The sequence below is a fragment of the Flavobacterium sp. genome (assembly GCF_965262375.1).
GTDB lineage: Bacteria > Bacteroidota > Bacteroidia > Flavobacteriales > Flavobacteriaceae > Flavobacterium.
This window is the reverse complement of record NZ_OZ253527.1, coordinates 2,981,065-3,001,755: the sequence shown is the minus strand read 5'-3', so window position 1 is coordinate 3,001,755 and position 20,691 is coordinate 2,981,065. Positions and strand designations below refer to the sequence as shown.

The 20,691-nt window shown below is 31.4% G+C and carries 19 protein-coding genes; all 19 read left to right on the top strand.

What is annotated here, in order from left to right; all coding sequences use genetic code 11:
- Position 1: 1 nt before the first annotated feature.
- The gene (locus ACQY29_RS13705; protein WP_428225733.1) at positions 2 to 904 is read left to right on the top strand and encodes a glycosyltransferase family 2 protein; all 903 of its coding nucleotides are present in this window, start codon (positions 2 to 4) and stop codon (positions 902 to 904) included.
- A gap of 4 nt (positions 905 to 908) precedes the next feature.
- Positions 909 to 1,805 (top strand): glycosyltransferase family 2 protein, encoded by an 897-nt coding sequence (locus ACQY29_RS13700; protein ID WP_428225732.1) that lies wholly within the window; start codon positions 909 to 911, stop codon positions 1,803 to 1,805.
- Positions 1,802 to 3,007, top strand: a complete 1,206-nt coding sequence (locus tag ACQY29_RS13695) for a hypothetical protein (RefSeq protein WP_428225731.1) — start codon at positions 1,802 to 1,804, stop codon at positions 3,005 to 3,007. Before ACQY29_RS13700 ends, ACQY29_RS13695 begins: the two co-directional genes overlap by 4 nt.
- A complete protein-coding gene (locus ACQY29_RS13690) occupies positions 3,004 to 3,693 on the top strand; it encodes an FkbM family methyltransferase (protein WP_428225730.1) in 690 nt (229 codons plus the stop codon). Before ACQY29_RS13695 ends, ACQY29_RS13690 begins: the two co-directional genes overlap by 4 nt.
- A complete protein-coding gene (locus ACQY29_RS13685) occupies positions 3,693 to 4,709 on the top strand; it encodes a glycosyltransferase family 2 protein (protein WP_428225729.1) in 1,017 nt (338 codons plus the stop codon). The genes ACQY29_RS13690 and ACQY29_RS13685 overlap by 1 nt, the downstream gene beginning before the upstream one ends.
- Positions 4,710 to 5,618, top strand: a complete 909-nt coding sequence (locus tag ACQY29_RS13680; protein ID WP_428225728.1) for a glycosyltransferase family 2 protein — start codon at positions 4,710 to 4,712, stop codon at positions 5,616 to 5,618.
- Positions 5,611 to 6,285: a cytidylyltransferase domain-containing protein gene (locus ACQY29_RS13675; RefSeq protein ID WP_428225727.1), complete on the top strand. Its 675-nt coding sequence runs from the start codon at positions 5,611 to 5,613 to the stop codon at positions 6,283 to 6,285. Before ACQY29_RS13680 ends, ACQY29_RS13675 begins: the two co-directional genes overlap by 8 nt.
- A gap of 8 nt (positions 6,286 to 6,293) precedes the next feature.
- Positions 6,294 to 7,334 carry an N-acetylneuraminate synthase gene (gene neuB / locus ACQY29_RS13670; protein ID WP_428225726.1) on the top strand — a complete coding sequence of 347 codons (1,041 nt, stop codon included), beginning with the start codon at positions 6,294 to 6,296 and terminating at the stop codon, positions 7,332 to 7,334.
- A 4-nt stretch (positions 7,335 to 7,338) separates the two neighbouring features.
- Positions 7,339 to 8,475 (top strand): acyltransferase family protein, encoded by a 1,137-nt coding sequence (locus ACQY29_RS13665; RefSeq protein ID WP_428225725.1) that lies wholly within the window; start codon positions 7,339 to 7,341, stop codon positions 8,473 to 8,475.
- A 15-nt stretch (positions 8,476 to 8,490) separates the two neighbouring features.
- On the top strand, positions 8,491 to 9,612 hold the full coding sequence (neuC, locus tag ACQY29_RS13660; protein WP_428225724.1) for a UDP-N-acetylglucosamine 2-epimerase: 1,122 nt from the start codon (positions 8,491 to 8,493) through the stop codon (positions 9,610 to 9,612).
- Complete coding sequence (locus ACQY29_RS13655) at positions 9,612 to 11,024, top strand: hypothetical protein (protein ID WP_428225723.1); 1,413 nt, start codon at positions 9,612 to 9,614, stop codon at positions 11,022 to 11,024. The genes neuC and ACQY29_RS13655 overlap by 1 nt, the downstream gene beginning before the upstream one ends.
- Complete coding sequence (locus ACQY29_RS13650) at positions 10,993 to 12,054, top strand: glycosyltransferase family 4 protein (protein ID WP_428225722.1); 1,062 nt, start codon at positions 10,993 to 10,995, stop codon at positions 12,052 to 12,054. Before ACQY29_RS13655 ends, ACQY29_RS13650 begins: the two co-directional genes overlap by 32 nt.
- Positions 12,051 to 13,196, top strand: coding sequence for a glycosyltransferase family 4 protein (locus tag ACQY29_RS13645; RefSeq protein WP_428225721.1), 1,146 nt, complete (start codon positions 12,051 to 12,053; stop codon positions 13,194 to 13,196). Before ACQY29_RS13650 ends, ACQY29_RS13645 begins: the two co-directional genes overlap by 4 nt.
- Positions 13,197 to 14,753, top strand: coding sequence for a glycosyltransferase family 2 protein (locus tag ACQY29_RS13640; RefSeq protein WP_428225720.1), 1,557 nt, complete (start codon positions 13,197 to 13,199; stop codon positions 14,751 to 14,753).
- Positions 14,743 to 15,735, top strand: coding sequence for a glycosyltransferase family 2 protein (locus ACQY29_RS13635; RefSeq protein ID WP_428225719.1), 993 nt, complete (start codon positions 14,743 to 14,745; stop codon positions 15,733 to 15,735). The genes ACQY29_RS13640 and ACQY29_RS13635 overlap by 11 nt, the downstream gene beginning before the upstream one ends.
- The gene (locus tag ACQY29_RS13630) at positions 15,735 to 16,859 is read left to right on the top strand and encodes a glycosyltransferase family 4 protein (protein ID WP_428225718.1); all 1,125 of its coding nucleotides are present in this window, start codon (positions 15,735 to 15,737) and stop codon (positions 16,857 to 16,859) included. The genes ACQY29_RS13635 and ACQY29_RS13630 overlap by 1 nt, the downstream gene beginning before the upstream one ends.
- Before the next feature lie 283 nt (positions 16,860 to 17,142).
- Positions 17,143 to 18,240 carry a glycosyltransferase gene (locus tag ACQY29_RS13625; RefSeq protein ID WP_428225717.1) on the top strand — a complete coding sequence of 366 codons (1,098 nt, stop codon included), beginning with the start codon at positions 17,143 to 17,145 and terminating at the stop codon, positions 18,238 to 18,240.
- The gene (locus ACQY29_RS13620) at positions 18,218 to 19,567 is read left to right on the top strand and encodes an O-antigen ligase family protein (protein ID WP_428225716.1); all 1,350 of its coding nucleotides are present in this window, start codon (positions 18,218 to 18,220) and stop codon (positions 19,565 to 19,567) included. Before ACQY29_RS13625 ends, ACQY29_RS13620 begins: the two co-directional genes overlap by 23 nt.
- Positions 19,560 to 20,567 (top strand): glycosyltransferase family 4 protein, encoded by a 1,008-nt coding sequence (locus tag ACQY29_RS13615; RefSeq protein ID WP_428225715.1) that lies wholly within the window; start codon positions 19,560 to 19,562, stop codon positions 20,565 to 20,567. The genes ACQY29_RS13620 and ACQY29_RS13615 overlap by 8 nt, the downstream gene beginning before the upstream one ends.
- Positions 20,568 to 20,691 lie beyond the last annotated feature (124 nt).

Genomic DNA, 20,691 nt, shown 5'->3' with positions numbered 1-20,691 from the left:
AATGAAAAAAGTATCCATAATCATTCCATGCTATAATCAAGCCTCTTTTTTAGAAGAAACTTTAAAATGTATCTTATCACAAGACTACGCTAATTGGGAATGCATTTTAATTAACGATGGAAGTACTGATAATACAGAAGAAATTATTTTAAGATGGACAGAAAAAGATAGTAGATTTTGTTACTTTTCAATTCCTAACGGAGGGGTTAGTGTCGCAAGAAATTATGGAATTGAAAAAGCTAATGGTATATTTATACAATTTTTAGATGCTGATGACTTACTAGCATCTGACAAATTGTCTAAATCGGTTAAAGTGATGCAATCCGAAAATGTTGCTGTAGTTTGTAGTAATTACGATAGATTTGAGGGAACTTTGGCGAATACTCTAGGGGCATTTTCATGTCTTAACGCCTACGATTTTACTTTTCAAAATATTGCACGATATTGGAATTCAGGTTTTACTATTCCAATTCATTGCTTTTTTTTTAAACGAGATGTAATAGGTGATTTCCGATTTCCTGTCGGCATTACCGCTCAAGAAGATTGGGTGATGTGGTTGCAGGTTTATCAACAAAATCCCAAAACATATTTCAGGAATGAAATATTAGCTTACTACAGGTCTAATCCATTAGGAAGAACGAATACAGGAGGACTTTTTGAAGAGACTTTATTTGCAATTGATTATTTAAGTAATAAATTAAGTAGTGAGGATTTTAAGATTTTATACCAAAGTGTTATTATGCGTTTTGAAGAGGCATCGTCTTATTGGAGAAAACGCGAAGAAAACTTAAAACAATCCCATACCTATCAATTGGGCTTACTTTGTAAAAAAGTAGTGAAAAAATTCGGCTTGTTACCATTGGCAAAGAAAATCTTTGTTTATCTTGCTCTTTTAAAAAGATAAGGTTTTGTTAGCACTAGTTATTCCCTATTACAAATATGATTTTTTCGACGCTACGTTGCAATCTTTAGCATCGCAAACGAATAAGCAATTTCATGTTTATATTGGTGATGATGCTAGTCCAAAACCACCAACCGATTTATTAGAAAAATTTCAAAATCAAATTTCTTTTACGTATCATCGTTTTGAAACGAATTTGGGAGGAACTTCTCTTGTACAGCAATGGAACCGTTGTTTGGATTTAGTACAAAACGAAACTTGGGTGCAAATTTTAGGCGATGATGATACGTTGGCTCCCAATGTAATAGCTTTCTTTTATGGGAATTTACTTGAAATTACAAAAGTGAATAGTGCTGTTGTTCGTTTTGCTACACAGGTTATAGATGAAAAGGGAAGTCCAATATCTGAAATTTACCAACATCCAAAGTTAGAACTCGCTACCGATTTTTTAATGCGAAAATTCAAAGGCGGAACTAGAAGTTCGTTGAGTGAATATATTTTTAAAAAAGAAAATGTAGATGCTATCCAATTTAAAGATTTTCCACTAGCGTGGTATAGCGATTTGTTAGCTGTAGTTGAATTTGCGGAGTTTAAAACCATATTTACTATAAATGACGCTGTAGTTGATTTTCGATTAAGTGGAAAAAATATAACGAGTAAAACAGATGATTTAGTAGTAAAAAACCAAGCTACTTTTTTATTTTATTCTTATTTGTTGCGGGTTTATGGCAAGCAATTTTCAGATCAATTGGTTCAGTTGCTTTTTGATCGATTGGAAAAAACAGTATTTGATAACAAGAAGCAAATAAAGTATTGGTTTATTTTACTGAATTTGTTCGGAAATTTTTTTCAAGTAAAACGTTTTTTATTGCTAAGTTTGAAAATTAAAAAAAGTATACAATGAGGTTTTTGATAATAACACAAGATTTGAGGGTAAGTGGAACAAGTCAAGGTATTATTGAACGCTCTTTCTTGTCTAAACTTCGTAAACTATACCCTGATGCTATCATTGATGTATTGTATATATGTACACATACTTATGATGATAGTTTGGATGTTTTACCTGTAAATTCTATAAATAAGAAAATTGTAAATACAAAAATTCCTTTCCATATTAAATGGATGAATAGGATTTCAAGACGTTTGTTCAATTCGCTTTTAGCTGAAAATTACATCCACAAGCAATACGCTAAAGAAATAAAAAAAGTAGATTATACAATGTATAATCACATTATGGTGAGAAGCGCTGGTTTAGACTACGAAACCGTTTTAGCGATGCATAACTTGCCTATTTTAAAATACAGCATCGTCAATTTTCACGATCCTTATCCTTATGCATGGTATAAAGGTAAAGCGGAAAGAATTACTCCAAATGAATTTAAAAGATTACAAAAAGTAATTGAAATTGTAAAAGATGCTAAGATATGTTGTGCTTCAGCTTATTATATGGCTAAAGATTTACAATACTTATATGCTTCTGATAAATATTTTTATACCTTGCCACATCAGTTTGCATTTGATGGTTTTGATTTGTCGGATAATACGAATGTGAGAAAAAAAAATAAAAAAATTCAAATTTCGTATCATGGTGCTTTAATGTTTGGAAGAAATGTATTCACTATAGTCGAAGCTTTTAAACAATTGATGGAGGAACATGAATGGATTAAAAAGGATGTTGAATTTGTTTTAAGAGTCAAAGGAGATGGCGTTAATAAATTAAAAGAGTTTGTCAAAGATGTTGATAATATTTTGGTATTAGATACACTTAATTTCTCCAATTCATCTAATGAACAAATTTATGAAAGTGATATCAATATTATTTTAGAAAACGGACCACATTATTGCAATATTTTAGGAGGAAAAGTTCCTTTTTTATTCGCTATAAATAAAAAAGTTTTTATTTCATCTCCAGAAAGAAGTGAATTAAGAAGATATTTGCCAAATCATCCTTTTTTATGTGATATGAACGATTTAGAAGATACTAAATCAAAATTACATAAAGCACTGACTTTGGGTGAGTTACATAATTTGACAGCAAAAAAATTGTTTTCGGATGAAAATTTTAAAAAGCAATTGGATGTAATTCTTCAAGAAAAACTAATATGATGGATAAAATAAAAGAACTGATTAGAAGGAAAATATTCCAAAGGTATAACATTAGCTTTTCAAAATCAGGCGAAGATATGCAATTAAAGCAATTGCTAAAAGTCAACAGAAAAGGCGTTTATGTAGATGTTGGCTGTTGGGATCCTGTGAAAGCTTCAAATTCTTACTACTTTCATTTGCGAGGATGGAAAGGTATTTGTATTGATCCTAACCCTAAAATGCAAACTTTATTTGCTCAAAAAAGAAAATCAGATATTTTTGTAAATAGCGCTGTAGGTTTAGGTAATACAGCTTTAACATATTATATGTTAGAGGATTCACTTTCTTCCATGAATACGCTTGATTATAGTTTTATTCAACAGAATCAGTTGGAAGATAAAGTAGTTGCTAAAAAAGAAATCCAAATAGTTAGTTTAAAAACAATATTAGAACAGCACATTAAAGAAGGAGAATGTATTGACTTTTTAGATGTTGATGTAGAAGGTTTTGATTTAGAAGTTTTACAATCTAATGATTGGGATCGTTTTCGTCCAAAAGTAATTTTGATTGAAACCAATATGGATTTGAGTTCAGATTTGCAAAGTAAAATCACTCAATTCTTAAAGGAAAAAAAATATATTTTAATTGCTAAATCAGTAATTCAGGGTAATCTTGGTAATTTGTTTTTTATAGACCAAAAGATATAATGCGCGTAGGACTAAATCCACATAAAGATAAACCTATAGTTTCAGTTGATTATACATATCAAGTGGTAATACCTGTTTATATACCTCATTTTAACGATTATTTCAAAGAAAGTTTTCAAGTCTTAAAGTTATGTTTAGAATCGTTATTCAAAACTGTTTGTAAAAAAACATACATTACTTTGGTTAACAATGGTTCGTGTGCTATTGTAAAAGAATATTTAGATGAACTAAGTCTAGAAGGAAAAATTAACGAGGTAATTCATACCTCAAATATTGGTAAAATAAATGCTATTTTGAAAGGGGTAGTAGGTCATAGTACAGAACTGGTCACTATTTCAGATGCAGATGTTCTCTTTTTACCAAATTGGCAAAGGGAAACAATAAAAGTATTCAATCAACTTGAAAAAGTGGGGGTGGTTGGAATTGTGCCTCAATTTTGTACTTTTAAATCGAAATGTGAAAATATTATTTTTGAAAATTTATTTTCAAGAAAGCTTAAGTTTTTGCCTGTTAAGAATCAAGAAGCTCTAATTCGTTTTTATGATAGTATTGGTTGGAAGAGAGATTATAATAAAGATTATTTGAAATATACATTAGGATTGGAGCTCAATTCAGAATGTAAAGTTATTTTAGGTTCAGGTCATTTTGTTTCTACTTTTAGACGAGTAGCCTTGAAAGAAATTGAAACCTATTTGCCTTTCAAGTTAGGAGGACCAAGTGAAGAATATATAGATGGTTTACCTTTAGATTATGATTTATGGCGTGTAACAACATATGATAATTACGCCTATCATATGGGAAATGTGGTAGAGGATTGGATGTTAACTATTGATTATGAAAATCATGATAAACATAAAGAAAATGGGATTCAAGATATAAAAGCAATTACGAATACATGTAAAAAATGGTTTCAATTTCGAAATAAAATATTTAAGTATTTATTTATGAATAAAACTATTTTATCTTTTTTTTATAAGAAATGGGGTCTGCCTTCTGCAAGCGTTAAAAATTATTAAATGAACATCAAGTTTTCTATAGTAGTCACAACCCGAAATCGACTTTCAGATTTAAAAATCACCCTTGATAAACTGCATACAATTTTAGATTTGCCACAAGTAGAATGTTTAATCTATGATGATGCTTCGGAAGATGAAACAGTTTTATTTGTTCAAAATAACTACCCAAATATCAAACTTTTTCAAAATAAAAAATCATTAGGGCTTATTCATAACAGAAACGTGCTTTTAAATAATTCCTTGGGTAAGTATGCCATTTCGCTTGATGATGACGCACATTTTTTATCTGAAAATGTTTTAGAAACGATAGAAAAACATTTTGAGAATAATCAAAAATGTGGTGTTATCGCATGTAGAATATTTTGGGGTAAAGAAGAACCCACAAAAACTAAAACCAATCATGAAGTAGAACGCGTGCAAGGTTTTGTAGGCTGTGGCCATATTTGGAATTTGAAAGCGTGGAAAGAGATTCCCAATTACCCTGAATGGTTTGTTTTTTATGGGGAAGAGGATTTTGCAAGTTATCAATTGTTTAAAAAAGGTTGGGAAGTACATTATGTTCCTGAAATTTTAGTGCAACATAGAGTTGAAATAAAAGAAAGAAAGAAACATGAAGATTATTTCGTTCGCTTTCGAAGAAGTTTCCGTTCGGGTTGGTATTTGTATATAATGTTTTATCCCTTAACTTTAATACCCAAAAGAATGCTATATACTCTTTGGGTTCAAATTAAAACTAAAGTTTTAAGAGGCGATTTAGTTGCTTTTAAAGGATTGATATTAGCCCAACTTGATGTTTTAATTAACTTGCCAAAATTATTGCGAGAAAGTAATAGGTTAACACATCAAGAATTTAAAGAATATAATAATTTGACTCCAACCAAAATATACTGGCAACCAGAAAATGAGTAATAAAACGATAGCAATAATTCCTGCCCGTGGTGGATCTAAACGTTTGCCTGGTAAAAATATAAAGCTTTTAGGAGAAATTCCTTTATTGGCCCATAGTATTAATTATGCGAAACAATATTCATTTATTGAAGAAGTTTATGTGACCACAAATGACGATACAATAGCAAAAACGGCTATAGATTTTGGTGCAAAAGTCATTATTCGTCCAGAGGCTATTTCTGGGGATTTAGAGCCTACTGTTTCTGCTTTAAAACATGTAATTCAAAATGTTGAAGGTGTAAATAATGTTGTTTTGCTGCAACCCACAAATCCTTTGCGCCCAAATAATTTGTTAGATGAAGCATTTGCAATTTTCGAAGAAAGAAATTGTGATAGCTTATTTACGGTTAGTCAAAATCATCAAAAATTTGGAAAAATTATAGATAGTAAATACATTCCCTTTAATTATAAAGTAGGACAACGAAGTCAAGATTTAGAACCTTTGTATTTTGAAAACGGATTGCTGTATATTAGCAAAGCAGAATTAATTTTAAATGATATTATAATAAGTGAAATTGCTTATCCTATGATTGTAAATCATCCATTTGCCTCTATTGATATTGATACAATTGAAGATTTTGAATTTGCTGAATATTTATATAATAAACTCATAACTCATAACTCATAACTCATTTAATGAATCCATATATTGAAATTGCAGGAAGAAAAATAGGTCAAGATTATCCACCATTAGTCATTGCTGAAATAGGAATTAATCACGAAGGTTCGTTGCAAGTAGCCAAAGAAATGGTTGATGCTGCACATCGCGCAGGTGTTGAAGTGGTAAAACATCAAACACATATTGTTGAAGATGAAATGAGCGGTGCTGCAAAAAAAGTAATTCCAGGTAACGCAGATGTGTCCATTTATGAAATCATGGAACGTTGCGCTTTAAATGAGGCTGAGGAATTAGAACTTAAAAAGTATGTTGAAAGTAAAGGGATGATTTTTATATCAACGCCTTTTTCTCGTGCAGCAGCAGAAAGACTTAAAAAATTTGACATTCCTGCTTATAAAATAGGGTCTGGTGAATGTAATAATTATCCATTGTTGGAACATATTGCTTCATTTGGAAAGCCTGTAATTTTAAGCACCGGAATGAATACTATTGAAAGTATTCAAAAAGCAGTAGCGATTTTTGATAAATATAATGTTCCTGTGGCTTTGTTACACACTACTAATTTATATCCTACACCCATACATTTAGTGCGATTGGGAGCTATGATGGAAATGCATCAAGCTTTTTCTGATAAAGTTTTTGGACTTTCAGATCATACTTTAAACAATAATGCTTGTTTAGGGGCAGTTGCATTAGGAGCTTCTATTTTGGAACGCCATTTTACAGATCATATGTCTCGCACTGGCCCAGATATTGTTTGTAGCATGGATGAAAATGCATGTAAAGAATTAATTGTAGGGAGTGCTGAAATTGCATTAATGAGAGGAGGAACAAAAAAACCAGCTGATGAAGAACAAGTAACTATCGATTTTGCTTTTGCTACAGTTTGTTCTATAAAGCCAATATTCAAAGGAGAATCTCTTACAAAGGAGAATATTTGGGTTAAAAGACCAGGAACTGGTAAGATACTAGCAGAGCATTTTGAAAGTCTTTTAGGAAAAAAAGCTACACGCAATATAGAGAATGACGAACAACTAGATTGGGCTGATTTTCAATAAAAAAATGATGAATCAAAAAAACAGGCTTCGTAAACTCGATTTTTTGAGGGGTATAGCAATCATATTAGTCCTATTAAGACATCAGTATTTGTTTAAATATGGCTATACAATGGGATGGATAGGTGTGGATTTATTTTTTGTGTTGAGTGGTTTTTTGGTTTCAGGATTATTATTTAAAGAATACATACAATTTGGCAATATAAACGTTAAGCTTTTTTTAATAAGGAGAGGTTTCAAAATATATCCTATTTATTATTTAATTTATCCATTATATCTTATTCCTCTTTTTTTTAAAAATCAAATTGATTTTGAAGGAATTTTTGCTGATTTATTTTTTATTCAAAATTATGTGAAAGGTTGGGGATATGCTTATGTTGCAAGTTGGTCACTAGCTGTGGAAGAGCATTTTTATATTCTTTTCTCAATTATATTATGGTTAGTTATCAAGTTTAAACTCTTTCATTCAAAAGAGAATTTAGAAAGAGTTGGTACTATTCAGATTAAGATCTTTTTTTTCTTTTCATTTGTGGTTTGTTTGGTTTTAAGGGTTTATAGTAATCTTTATCATCCAGATTTAATAGCTAAAAATTTTGTAATGACGCATCTTAGAATTGACTCATTATTAGCTGGTGTTTTTATTGCATATTTGTATTATTTTGAAGAAAAAAAAACAAAGTCCTTTTTTCTGAATTATAAAAAGAAATTTCTGTTCACCGTAATATTGCTTTTAGGTTTTACACCATTTTTAGATCCTGATAAATCTTTTTTTGTTAGGACTTTTGGGTTGACTCTTCTTTATGTTGCCTTTTCAATAGTGCTTTGTTATTTTCTATTTGAAGAAAAAATCGATTCAATTTTGAATTCTTTTTTTTCAGAAAAGATTGTGTCATTGGTTGCAATGATTGGAGTGTCTTCATATTCTATTTATATTATCCATACACTTGTGAATATTGCTGTATCTTACTGTAATGTTTATGTTTTCGATAAGCAACTTCATCAGATTTTTATCTTCTTTTTAAGTACAATTGCGAGTTGTTTGGGAGGTATATTAATGACTAAATATCTAGAATCTTACTTTTTGAATTTAAGAGAGCAATATTTTCCAAGTAGATCTAAACAATACAATAAGAAGATTCTGTAAAAGCATTTGGACGATATGAAAAAAATAGTTTTTTTAACGGGTACTCGTGCCGATTTTGGTAAAATTAAAAGTTTAATTGAAATACTTCAAAATGATGAATCTTTCGAAGTATTTGTCTTTGTAACTGGAATGCATTTACAAAAAGAATACGGTTATACTTTGTTAGAAATAAAACGATGTGGATTTCAAAATGTTCATACATTTGAGAATCACACTCATGAAACAACAATGGATTTAACTTTAGCGAAAACTATAGAAGGGTTGTCTGAGTATGTTAAAAAATGTAATCCTGATATGATTGTAATTCATGGTGACAGGGTTGAAGCTTTAGCAGGGGCTATTGTAGGTTCTCTTAATAATATTTTAGTTGCCCATATTGAAGGTGGCGAAGTCTCAGGAACAATTGATGAGTTAATCAGACATTCAACTAGCAAAATGAGCCATGTACATTTTGTTTCAAATAGTCATGCAAAAAACAGATTGATACAAATGGGAGAAATACAAGAATCAATTTTTACTATTGGTTCTCCAGATGTAGATATAATGTTTTCAGATAATTTGCCAGAACTTGAAATTGTTAAGGAATATTATGAAATTCCTTATGACAACTATGCAGTAGCTATGTTTCATCCTGTGACGACAGAGGCAAAATTTATGCAACAATATGCTGATGATTTTGTAGCAGCTTTATTAGAAGATGTTCATAACTATATAGTGATTTATCCAAATAATGATTTAGGAAGTCAAGCGGTTTTAAAAGCTTATGAAAAACTAAAAGGAAATTCTCGTTTTAGAATTTTCCCTTCTTTACGTTTTGAATATTTTCTTACACTTTTAAAAAAATCACAATTTATTATTGGAAATAGTAGCGCAGGAATTCGAGAAGCTCCTTACTACGGACTACCAATAATCAATATTGGGACAAGGCAGAAAAATAGAGCCTTACATGCTGATATCATTAATCTTGATTACAATAAAAGTAGTATTTCTAATGCTCTTAAGGTTATAGATACTCACAAAGTACGACTTACTGATGGTGATTTTGGAAAGGGAAACAGTGCTGAATTGTTTTTACAATCACTTAAAAAAGACGATATTTGGCTACTAAATCATCAAAAACAGTTTAGAGATATTTAATGAAAAAAATAGGTGTAGTAATTACTGACGGTGTAGGATTTCGAAATTTTGTATTAAGTGATTTTTTAATTAAATCTAAGGATCAATTTCAAGAGGTTGTTGTGTTTTCTTGTTTACCTAAATCTGCGTATGGAGACTTAAATATCGATGTGAAAATTGTAGAATTAGAGGTTTTTGAAGAATCTTTTTTGACTTGGTTTTTTAGAAAAGCAAAAGAGCTAGCTCATTTACAAAAGCACAAAAAAGGAAATTTCGGGATCACAGATAACCTAAGAGCAAATTATTCAAAGGCAAAGACTCCTAGAGGTTGGGCTACGAGATTGTTATTTCCCATAACAAGTATTTGTAATTCTGAAAAATGGATTTTACGATGGGAAAAGTTGCAAAAATTTACTTTTGCGAAGCATAAAATAACAAAAAGTTATGAAATCCTTTTAAAAGAATTCGATTCGGATATTTTATTTTTTACGCATCAGCGACCTCCATTTATAGCACCATTAATTTATGCAGCAAAAAAGCAAAAAATTCAAACAGCCAGTTTTATTTTTAGTTGGGATAATCTAGCTTCTAAGGGGAGAATGGCAGGAAGTTTTGATTTGTATTTGGTTTGGAGCAATTGGATGAAAAAAGAATTGCTGCAATTCTATTCATCTATAAAATCTGCTCAAGTTAAAGTTGTAGGGACACCTCAGTTTGAACCATACGTTTTAGACAGATATGGAATGTCAAAACAAAAATTTCATGAAAAATTTGACTTAGATATTAATCATAGGACCATAATGTTTAGTTGTGGAGATGTTTCAACTAGTCCTAATGATTTTCTTTATATCGATGAAATAGCTAAAATTATTTTAAGTGGTACATTAGAAGAACCTTTAAATTTTTTAGTTAGAACATCTCCTGCTGAAACTCCAGACCGTTTTGCAGCATTAGTAAAAAAATATCCATGGATTAAATGGAATTATCCTAAATGGGTTCAAAGTCGTTCTAACCATCAGGAAAGTTGGTCACAAAGAATTCCTACTTTGGAGGATGTATCCGATTTAAAAGCTGTTTTACAATATTGTGATGTTTCAGTAAATATGTTATCAACAATGAGCTTAGATGCCTTACTGTTTGATAAACCTGTAATTAATACTGTGTTTGGTAATGATGAAAATGGTTTAGCTAACGATCAAAGGTTTTTAAAATATGCTCACATAGTGGAAGTAATTAATTCTAATGCAACTTATATTGCAAAAAATGAGCAAGAATTGCTTGAGTTTTTAAAAAAATGTCTTGCAAATCCCAAAGTTAAATTTAAAGAACAAAACGAATTAATTGCTATGGAAATTGGCGTATCATTGGATAAAACGACAGATTTAATTATTGAAAAATTGAATGAAAAGGATAGCTCTAGTTTGTCAATATAAATTAACGCCTAATAGAATAGGCGGTATGGATTACTTTTTTTGGGCATTCCAAAAAGAATGTAACAAATTAGATGTTTTAGTTGATTGGTATTTCCCTAATCAGTTAAATTTTGGTGAATATGAAGGTTTTAATATAATACCCAGTGAAAATCCAGAAGCTAAGATTATAGAAAATTGTGCTACAAAAAAAATAGAGTATACTACAATTATGACTCATTTTGTAGAATTGTGTACGCCTTTCTTTAAAGAGTTGAAAAAACATTCTGATGCACAAATTATTGTTGTTGATCACAATGCAAGACCATTAAATGGATATCCTCTAAAAAAGAAAATCATAAAAAGAATTAAAGGTTGGCTATATAGTAAATACATTGATACTTTTATCGGAGTTTCTGAATATTCTAAAAATGAAATTTTGAAGGATTTTGGAACGAATGTTTTAAAAAAAGTAAAAGTTATTTATAATGGAGTTGTCATATCTGACATAAGAAAAAGAGAAGCAAGAAGTTATTTTAAGCCTAGGTTTATTGTAGTTTCACATCTTACAGAAGCAAAAGGAATTCAAGATCTAATAACTGCTGTTTTTTCAATGCAGGAGAGCAATAAAACAGATTTGATAATAGATGTGTTTGGAGATGGGCCTTACAAACAAAACTTGCAGAGTTTATGTGAGCAATTAAAAGTTGAACAACATTTTAATTTTAAAGGAAGTTCTGGTGAGATAAAAAAAATTCTCGCTGATTACGATTATTTGATTCACCCCACGTATATGGAATGTTTTAGTTTAACTATTTTGGAAAGTTTAGCGGCAAATGTTCCTGTTATAACTACCCCAGTAGGTGGAAATGAAGAAGTAATAGTCAATGGGGAAAACGGAATTATAGTTCCTGTAAGAGATAGTAATACTTTATGTAAAATAATTGAAGATTTATATATAGGTAAATTACAAATAACATCTGATTCAAGAGAACTAATAGAAAAAGAATACTCTGTTGAAAAAATGGTTCAAAATTATATAAGTCTACTATGAAAATTGGATATCTAACAAGTGAATTTCCTTCAGAAAAATTTGGTGCTTCAGGAGGAATTGGAACAAGTATAGTGGCACTTTGTAAAGGGTTGTTGTCAGTTGGACATAAGCCAGTTGTTTTGTTATATAATCAACCTAATGATGAAGTTGTTCTACACGAGGGAATTACTTTTTATTGTATTAAGAATGTTAAAGTAAAAGGTTTATCATGGTGGCTTACTCGAAAAAAAATTGAAAAATTAATCAACGATTTGTTTGAAAAGGGTATAATCGAATTGGTAGAAGCTCCAGATTGGACTGGAATTACTTCTTTTATCCAACCTAATAAGTGTCCAATTGTAATTCGTTTGAATGGGAGTGATACCTATTTTTGTCATCTAGATCATCGTCCAGTGAAATTTTGGAATAAATTTCATGAAAAAAGGGCTTTGAAAAAAGCTGATGGCCATATTTCAGTAAGTCAGTTTACGGCAAATATGACTAACGAACTCTTTGGGTTGAAAATCCCTTTTGTAATTATCCCTAACGGAATTGATCCTGAATGTTTTAAACCCAATCCTCAAATTTCAGAGGAACAGGATACTGTTTTGTATTTTGGAACCTTAATCCGAAAAAAAGGATTGTTAGAATTACCATTAATTTTTAATCAGATAATTGAAAAGCGTCCTCAAACTAAATTGGTACTTATCGGTAGAGACTCTAGGGATATCATTTCTGGAGAAAATTCTACTTGGGAAATGATGAAACGATTGTTTACATCTGAAGCAATGAAAAAAGTTAGTTATTTAGGTGGTATTCCATATAATAAGATCCAAGAGTATATTAATAAAGCAAGTGTTTGTGTTTTTCCTACGTTTGCTGAGGCTTTACCTCTTTCTTGGTTAGAAGCCATGGCTATGGGAAAAGCTGTAGTAGCCTCAAATATTGGTTGGGGACCAGAGGTTATTGATTCTGGAAATGAAGGTCTTTTAGTGAACCCTAAAGAACATACTCAATATGCTCATGCTATTTTAAAATTATTAGAAAATCCTCGATTGAAAATTGATTATGGAAAAAATGCCGCACAAAAAGTAGTAAATAAATTTTCTAATGCAATAGTTGTTGAGAAGAGTATAGCATTTTATAATAAATTTATTAACTAGATGATAATTCTCTTTCATAATAATTTTAAAATTACTCGTATTCAATCTGAAAATCTAGATGTAGTCCATCTTGTTGGTAGTAAAGTTGTTAAAGGGTTGATCCAATTAGTCGAAATGGTTCCTGGTTCTCATTCCATAGTTTGGTGTCATGAGAGGTATTCAGGAAAATTGAACTTAGATGGAATCAAAAAAATAGCTATCTCATCTAATTCCTTGTATAGTTTTAATCCAAATAAAAAAGATTTTTTTGATAGAGTAATTGGTTATGTTGATTTATCAATTTCAATAGCAAAAAAAGATAAAAATAAATATCCTACTTGGTTGGTAAGCTCAGCAGTTGGTGTAGCAAAAATTAAATTGATAAAATTAGCTTTGGAATCAATTCCAGATAATTCTCATTTTGATTATTTTTTAAAATCATTTGTCAAGTTGATTCAAAATAGAGGTCTTTTTTCTTATTCAGAACCTAGTTTGTTAACAGGATACACCTATGAGAATGATACTTTTTCAGTAAAAGAGCTATGCAACGTTGTTCGATTTACAAAACAGCATTTCAAGTTTGTTTGGATTTTTTTTCTTTTTTATACGTTTTTGATTTATGAAAAAAAGTATATTGTTTTTTTGTCATTTTTCTCACTCTTCTACAAGCGTAGATATTTAAATACGGTAATTTCAATAGAAGGTTTGAACTCTTCTAGTAGCATCGATGTAAGTAAAGAAAGAATTGATGTTTTAATTCCTACTATTGGAAGGGAAACATATTTGTTAGATGTTTTGTGTGATTTAAAGGGGCAAACGTTACTTCCTAAAAATGTAATTATAATCGAGCAAAATCCGGACAATGATAGTGTCTCTAATTTGAATTATTTGAATGATCAAGAATGGCCATTTGAAATTGTTCATGTTTTTACCCATCAAACAGGAGCTTGTAATGCTAGAAATATGGGTTTGAATCATTTTTCTAGCGATTGGCTTTTTTTGGCTGATGATGATATTAGGATTTCAGAAAAATTTATTGAATCTGCATTACAAAAGATGCTTGCAATATCGTGTGAAGCAGCTTCTTTTAAATGTACGAATGTTTCATCTGTATTAATCAGTGAGTTTAATCCTTTTCAATGGGGGGGCTTTGGTGCAGGATCTAGTATTGTTAAAAAATCAGCCATTAAAGGATGTCGATTTGGAATGGGGTATGAGTTTGGTTTTGGCGAGGACGGTGATTTTGGTATGCAAATCAGAAATCATGGAATTGATGTGTTGTTTTTTGAAGCACCTTCACTAATACATTTAAAAGCGCCAATGGGAGGCTTTAGAAATAAGCCTGTTCTAGATTGGGCAAATGAAATATTTTCTCCTAAACCTTCTCCAACAGTCATGTTATATCGTATCAAACACTGTACAAAAGAGCAAAATATAACCTACAAACTGAAATTGTTTTTAAGTTTCTATCGCGAACAATCGATTAAAAATCCAATTCGCTATTATACAACGTTTAAAAAACAATGGGGAACAAGTCAAAAATGGGCAACAATTTTATTGAAAAGAAATGAATCTTAGTCTTATTATTTGTACTTATAAAAGAGCGAAATCTTTATTGCAATTATTGGAATCAATAAAATGGCAAACGGTATATCCTAATGAAATTCTTATTATTGATGGTTCTCCTGATAATAGCACCGAAGAAATTTTGCGTGAAAATGTTTTTGATAAATTGATTTATTTTAAAGTTAATGAACATGATAGAGGATTAACAAAACAAAGGAATTTTGGTATTGAAAGGGTTTCAGCTCAAGCAGAGCTAATTTGTTTTTTGGATGATGATGTTATTTTGTTAAAAAATTACTTCGAAGAGATAATAAAAACGTATCAACAATTTCCAAAGGCTCTTGGTGTAGGTGGATATATAACTAATGAAGTAAAATGGGAGTTTAAAGGAGAAGATTTTGCACCATCTGTTAATCAATTTAAGTATGATGGTTGGGTAAGAAAGGAGAGTTCTCGATTTGTTTTTAGAAAAAAACTTAGATTAGATGCCAACACACAACCAGGGTATTTACCTGAATTTTCACATGGTCGTAGCATAAGTTTTTTGCCACCATCAGGTAACATTTATCCAGTTGAACAGTTGATGGGAGGAGTGTCTTCATTCAAGAAAGAGGTCTTTGTAAAATTAAGATTCTCAACGTATTTTGAAGGATATGGATTGTATGAAGATGCTGATTTTACTTTACGGCTTTCAAAATTAGGTCAATTGTATGTAAATACTGCCGCTCAATTAGAACACCATCATCATCCATCTGGTAGACCTAATCAATATTATTATGGCAAAATGGTGGTTCGAAATGGATGGTATGTGTGGAGAGTTAAGTTTCCTAACCCTACTTTTAATGCTAAAATCAAATGGCATGCTATTACTATTTTGTTAACTCTAGTCCGTGCCACTAATATATTAAATACGAGTAAAAGAAAAGAAGCACTGACGGAAACTTTAGGCAGATGTGTAGGTTGGTTTAGTATATTTGTAAAAAAACCTAGATAGTGCGATTTGCTGTTTTTACCCATGTTGACCACGTTTTTGAAAACCATAATTATTATGGTTATGGACCTTATGTGAAAGAAATGAACATTTGGTTCAAATATGCGGATGAAGTTCAAATTGTAGCTCCATTGTCTAATAGGGGATTGAGTTCGATTGATTTGCCGTATTTGCATTCAAATTTAAAATTTAAACAAATTCCAATATTTGACATTGTTTCTTTGCGAAATGCTTTTAAAACGCTTTTAGTTTTGCCTATTCTATTTTGGAATGTTTTTTTGAGTATGCTTTGGGCTGACCACATACATTTGCGATGTCCTGGGAATGTTGGATTAATAGCTTCTTTTGTTCAAATTTTATTCCCTTGGAAAAAAAAGACAGCTAAATATGCAGGGAACTGGGATCCAAAAGCAAAGCAACCTTTAAGTTATAAATTGCAAAAATGGATTTTATCAAATGCATTTTTAACCCGAAATATGCAAGTGCTAGTGTACGGTGAATGGGTAAAACAAACAAGAAATATAAAACCTTTTTTTACCGCTTCGTATAGTGAAAAGGAAATTAAAAATTTAAAATTCAAAATTCAAAATTCTGATTCTTTAAGCCCCATTGTATTTTTATTTGTTGGAACCTTGTCCCATGGGAAAGAGCCTTTGTATGCAATCGAGTTAGTAGAAGAATTTGCAAAGAAAAAGCATAAGGTAGCGTTACATTTATACGGTGATGGGATATTGAAAAATAGTCTAAGCAACTATGTTTTGTTTAATAAATTAGATGAGATAGTTTTTTTTCATGGAAATCAAGAAGAAAAAGTGATTAAAGAAGCCTATCAAAACGCTAACTATCTTATCTTACCCTCCAGAAGCGAAGGTTGGCCTAAAGTGGTGGCCGAAGCGATGTTTTGGGGCTGTATTCCAGTAGTTACCCCAGTTTCTTGCGTGCCTTTCATGCTCAATTACGGAGAGAGAGGAATCGTAATGGCTAAAAAGATCCAAAACGATACAAAACAGATTATTGAATTAATTAATGATAAGGAAAAAAAGGACCAAATGTCGAGAAAAGCAATGCAATGGTCACAAAAATACACCCTTGAATATTTCGAAGAAGAAATCAGCAAACTAATGTAACAATCAACCCACAACCGACAACCGACAACAGACAACCGACAACAGACAACAGAAAACAGACAACAGAAAACAGACAACAGAAAACAGACAACAGAAAACAGACAACAGAAAACCGATAACAGAAAACCGATAACAGAAAACAGACAACAGAAAACAGACAACAGAAAACCGACAACAGAAAACCGACAACAGAAAACCGACAACCGACAACTGATAACTGATAACCGACAACAGAAAACCGACAACCGACAACTGATAACCGACAACTGAAAGCCGAAAACAAATGAACCATCAAAACATCCGTATCGTCCAACTTATTGACAGTCTTGAGATAGGAGGCGCTGAACGCATGGCGGTGAATTATGCAAATGGATTAGTAGTAATAATCGGTTTTTCTGCCCTAATTACAACACGAAAAGAAGGTTTGTTAAAAAAAGCATTACACCCTGATGTCGATTTTTTGTTTTTAAATAAAAGAAAAAAAATAGATTTGCAAGCTATTTTTAAAATGGTTAGTTATCTAAAAAAAAATAACATTACTCACATTCATGCGCATAGTAGTTCCTTTTTTTTGGCTTTAATAGCTAAAGTTTTTATGCCTTCTGTAAAAATTATATGGCATGATCATTATGGAAATAGCGACTATTTGAATCAACGTAGAAGTTGGATTCTAAAAATTGGATCTTTAGGTTTTGATAGAATTATTGCTGTCAATCGTAAATTAGAGTTATGGGCTAAAACCAAGCTATATTGTAGTCAAGTTTGCTATTTGTCTAATTTTGTGGCGGTTTCAGATTTTGGAAATCCAATAAAATTATTTGGAAATTCAGGAAAAAGGATAGTTTGTTCGGCGAATTTAAGACCTCAAAAAAACCATTTTTTTTTATTAGAAGTAGCACTCTTGGTGAAAAAAAAATACCCTCAATGGTCATTTCATTTAATTGGGGTGGATAAAGATGATTCGTATTCAAAAAGTGTAAAACAACAAATAAAAGATTTGCATTTAGAACAGCAGGTTTTTATTTATGGAGCTGTTGAAAATGTAAAGGCGGTGTTGTCTGATTGTCAAATTGGTATATTAACTTCAAAATCAGAAGGATTACCCTTAGCATTATTAGAATATGGTTGTTGTCAATTGCCTGTGGTGGTAACTGCTGTGGGGCAAATCCCTGATTTTATTGATGAAGGGTTGGGGAGTTGTGTGGATAAAGAGGACGTAAGTGTTTTTTTTGAAAAAATAGAAGAATTAATCGGTAATTCTGATTTACGAGAAAAGATAGGTGCGAAATTTAAACTCAAAGTGGAAGACGATTTTGGTGTAAACATGACTCTAAAAAAATATATTGGTTTTATAAAAAATGGAAACAACTATAATAGTTAAAAATCAGGATAATTATCTCAAGATTTACCTAATACATTTAGTATTGGGATGTGGATTGTTCCTATTCCCTTTTTTGGCTAAAATATATAGCCCATTAGTTTTTCTATTAGGAATAAAGATAATTTTTCGTACTAAAAATAGTAATCACGAAGCTCTTTTTATGTCGGCTTATGTAGTAGGACTTGAAGTCTTACTTCGTATGACTAATGGTATGTATATAAATGAATATGGTAAATATTCAGTGATAGTATTTATGCTTTTAGGGATGTATTTCAAAGGAATTTCGAATAAATCATATTGGTACTTGTTTTTTTTGTTTTTGCTCATACCTTCTGTTTTCATGGCGCCGTTTGTGCTAAATTTAGATACTGATATTCGTAAAGCGATTGCTTTTAACATATCTGGACCTGTTTGTTTGGGGATTACGGCTATGTATTGCTATAAAGCAGATATTAGTTTAGATGATTTAAAGCGAGTTGTAAGGTATATAGGTTATCCCTTATTATCGGTTCTAGTTTATGTTATTTTGTATAATCCTAGTGTTAAAGAAGTAGTAACTAGTACACAATCTAATTTTGAAACTTCTGGCGGTTTTGGACCTAATCAAATGTCAACCGTTTTAGGTTTAGGAATATTTGTTTTTTTTGTTCAATTTTTGTTAGATTCCAAGACAAAAATGGAGACTATTTTAAATGCTTTTTTGACGGCTTTGTTTGCCTATCGTTGTTTGGTTACTTTTTCAAGGGGAGGAATGATTTGTGGACTGGCTATGATTGCTTTTTTGGCTTTCATTGTTTTTTTTAAAACAAATAAAAAAGGAAAGTTAAAAATAGGAGTAATCGGGGTATTGTTATTTTTGTCAGGTAGTTTAATTTGGGGGTATAGTTTGTCACAAACGAATGGGTTAATTGAAAAAAGGTATGCCAATCAAGATGCAAGAGGTCGATTAAAACAATCGAGATTAAGCGGAAGAGAGGATATCGCTAAAGCTGAAATTAAAATGTTTTTGGATAATCCAATTTTTGGGGTTGGAGTAGGAAAAAATAAGGAATATAGAGAAGAATTAACCGGAATAGAAGCGGCTTCGCATAATGAAATAACTCGAATGCTAGCTGAACATGGGGCCTTTGGTGTACTAGCTCTTCTGATTCTTTTTTTTATTCCGTTAAGTACTTTTTTGTTTAATCGTCAACATATTTTTCTACTTTCATTTTTTATCTTTTGGTTGCTCACGATCAATCATGCGGCCATGCGTATTGCTGCGCCTGCATTTATATATGCCCTTTCGCTTTTAAAAGTAAATTTTAGCACGAAAAACCATGACTAAAATCCTCTACCTAGGCAATCAGCTCTCCCACAAAGGCTTAAATAAAACCACCATTGATACCTTGAGCGAATTACTCGTTCAAGAAGGATTTGAATTGAAAACAGCATCTTCAATAAGTAATCCTTTTTTTAGATTGCTGGATATGCTACTGGCTGTAATAAAACATAGATATATAGATTATGTGTTAATTGATACCTATAGTACAACGGCTTTTTGGTATGCATTTTTAGTGAGTCAATTGGCAAGAAGCTTAAAAATAAAGTATATTCCTATCTTACATGGTGGAAATTTACCCTATCGGATCAAGAAAAATCCTAAATTAGCACGTTTGCTTTTTGATAACGCGTACGTAAATATTGCCCCGTCAAATTATTTAAAACAAGAATTTGAAAAACAGGGATTTCAGAATTTGCAGTACATACCAAACACCATCGAAATAGCTAATTATGCCTTTCGGGTACGAAACAATTTGAAGCCTAAATTATTATGGGTGCGTGCTTTTGCCTCCATTTATAATCCTAAAATGACAATTGACGTTTTGAAAGGATTACAAAAAAAGTACCCAAATGCTGAATTGTGTATGGTAGGACCAGACAAAGATGGGACCTTAGCTCAAACCAAAGATTACGCAAATCAACTGGGAGTTACAGTAACTTTTACGGGAGGTTTGTCAAAAGACGAATGGATTCGATTGTCAGAAAATTACGATTGTTTCCTGAATACCACAAATTTTGATAATACACCCGTGAGCGTGATTGAGGCCATGGCGTTAGGATTACCCGTTATTTCCACTCGAGTTGGCGGAATTCCTTTTTTACTGGAGCATCAAAAGAATGCCTTTTTAGTCGATGCCAATGATGCATCAGCGATGATCACAGCCATAGAAGACCTATTGCAAAACCCAGAACTAAGTCGAGAAATCACTTTTCAAGCCAGAAAAAAAGTCGAATCTTTTGATTGGCAACACCTAAAACATACTTGGAGTACTCTTTTACGCTAAACTCATCCCCATCCTCCTCAAACCCACACCCGACAACAGACAACAGACAACCGATAACAGACAACCGATAACAGACAACCGACAACCGACACCCGACAACAGACACCCCACAACCAAACTTTTC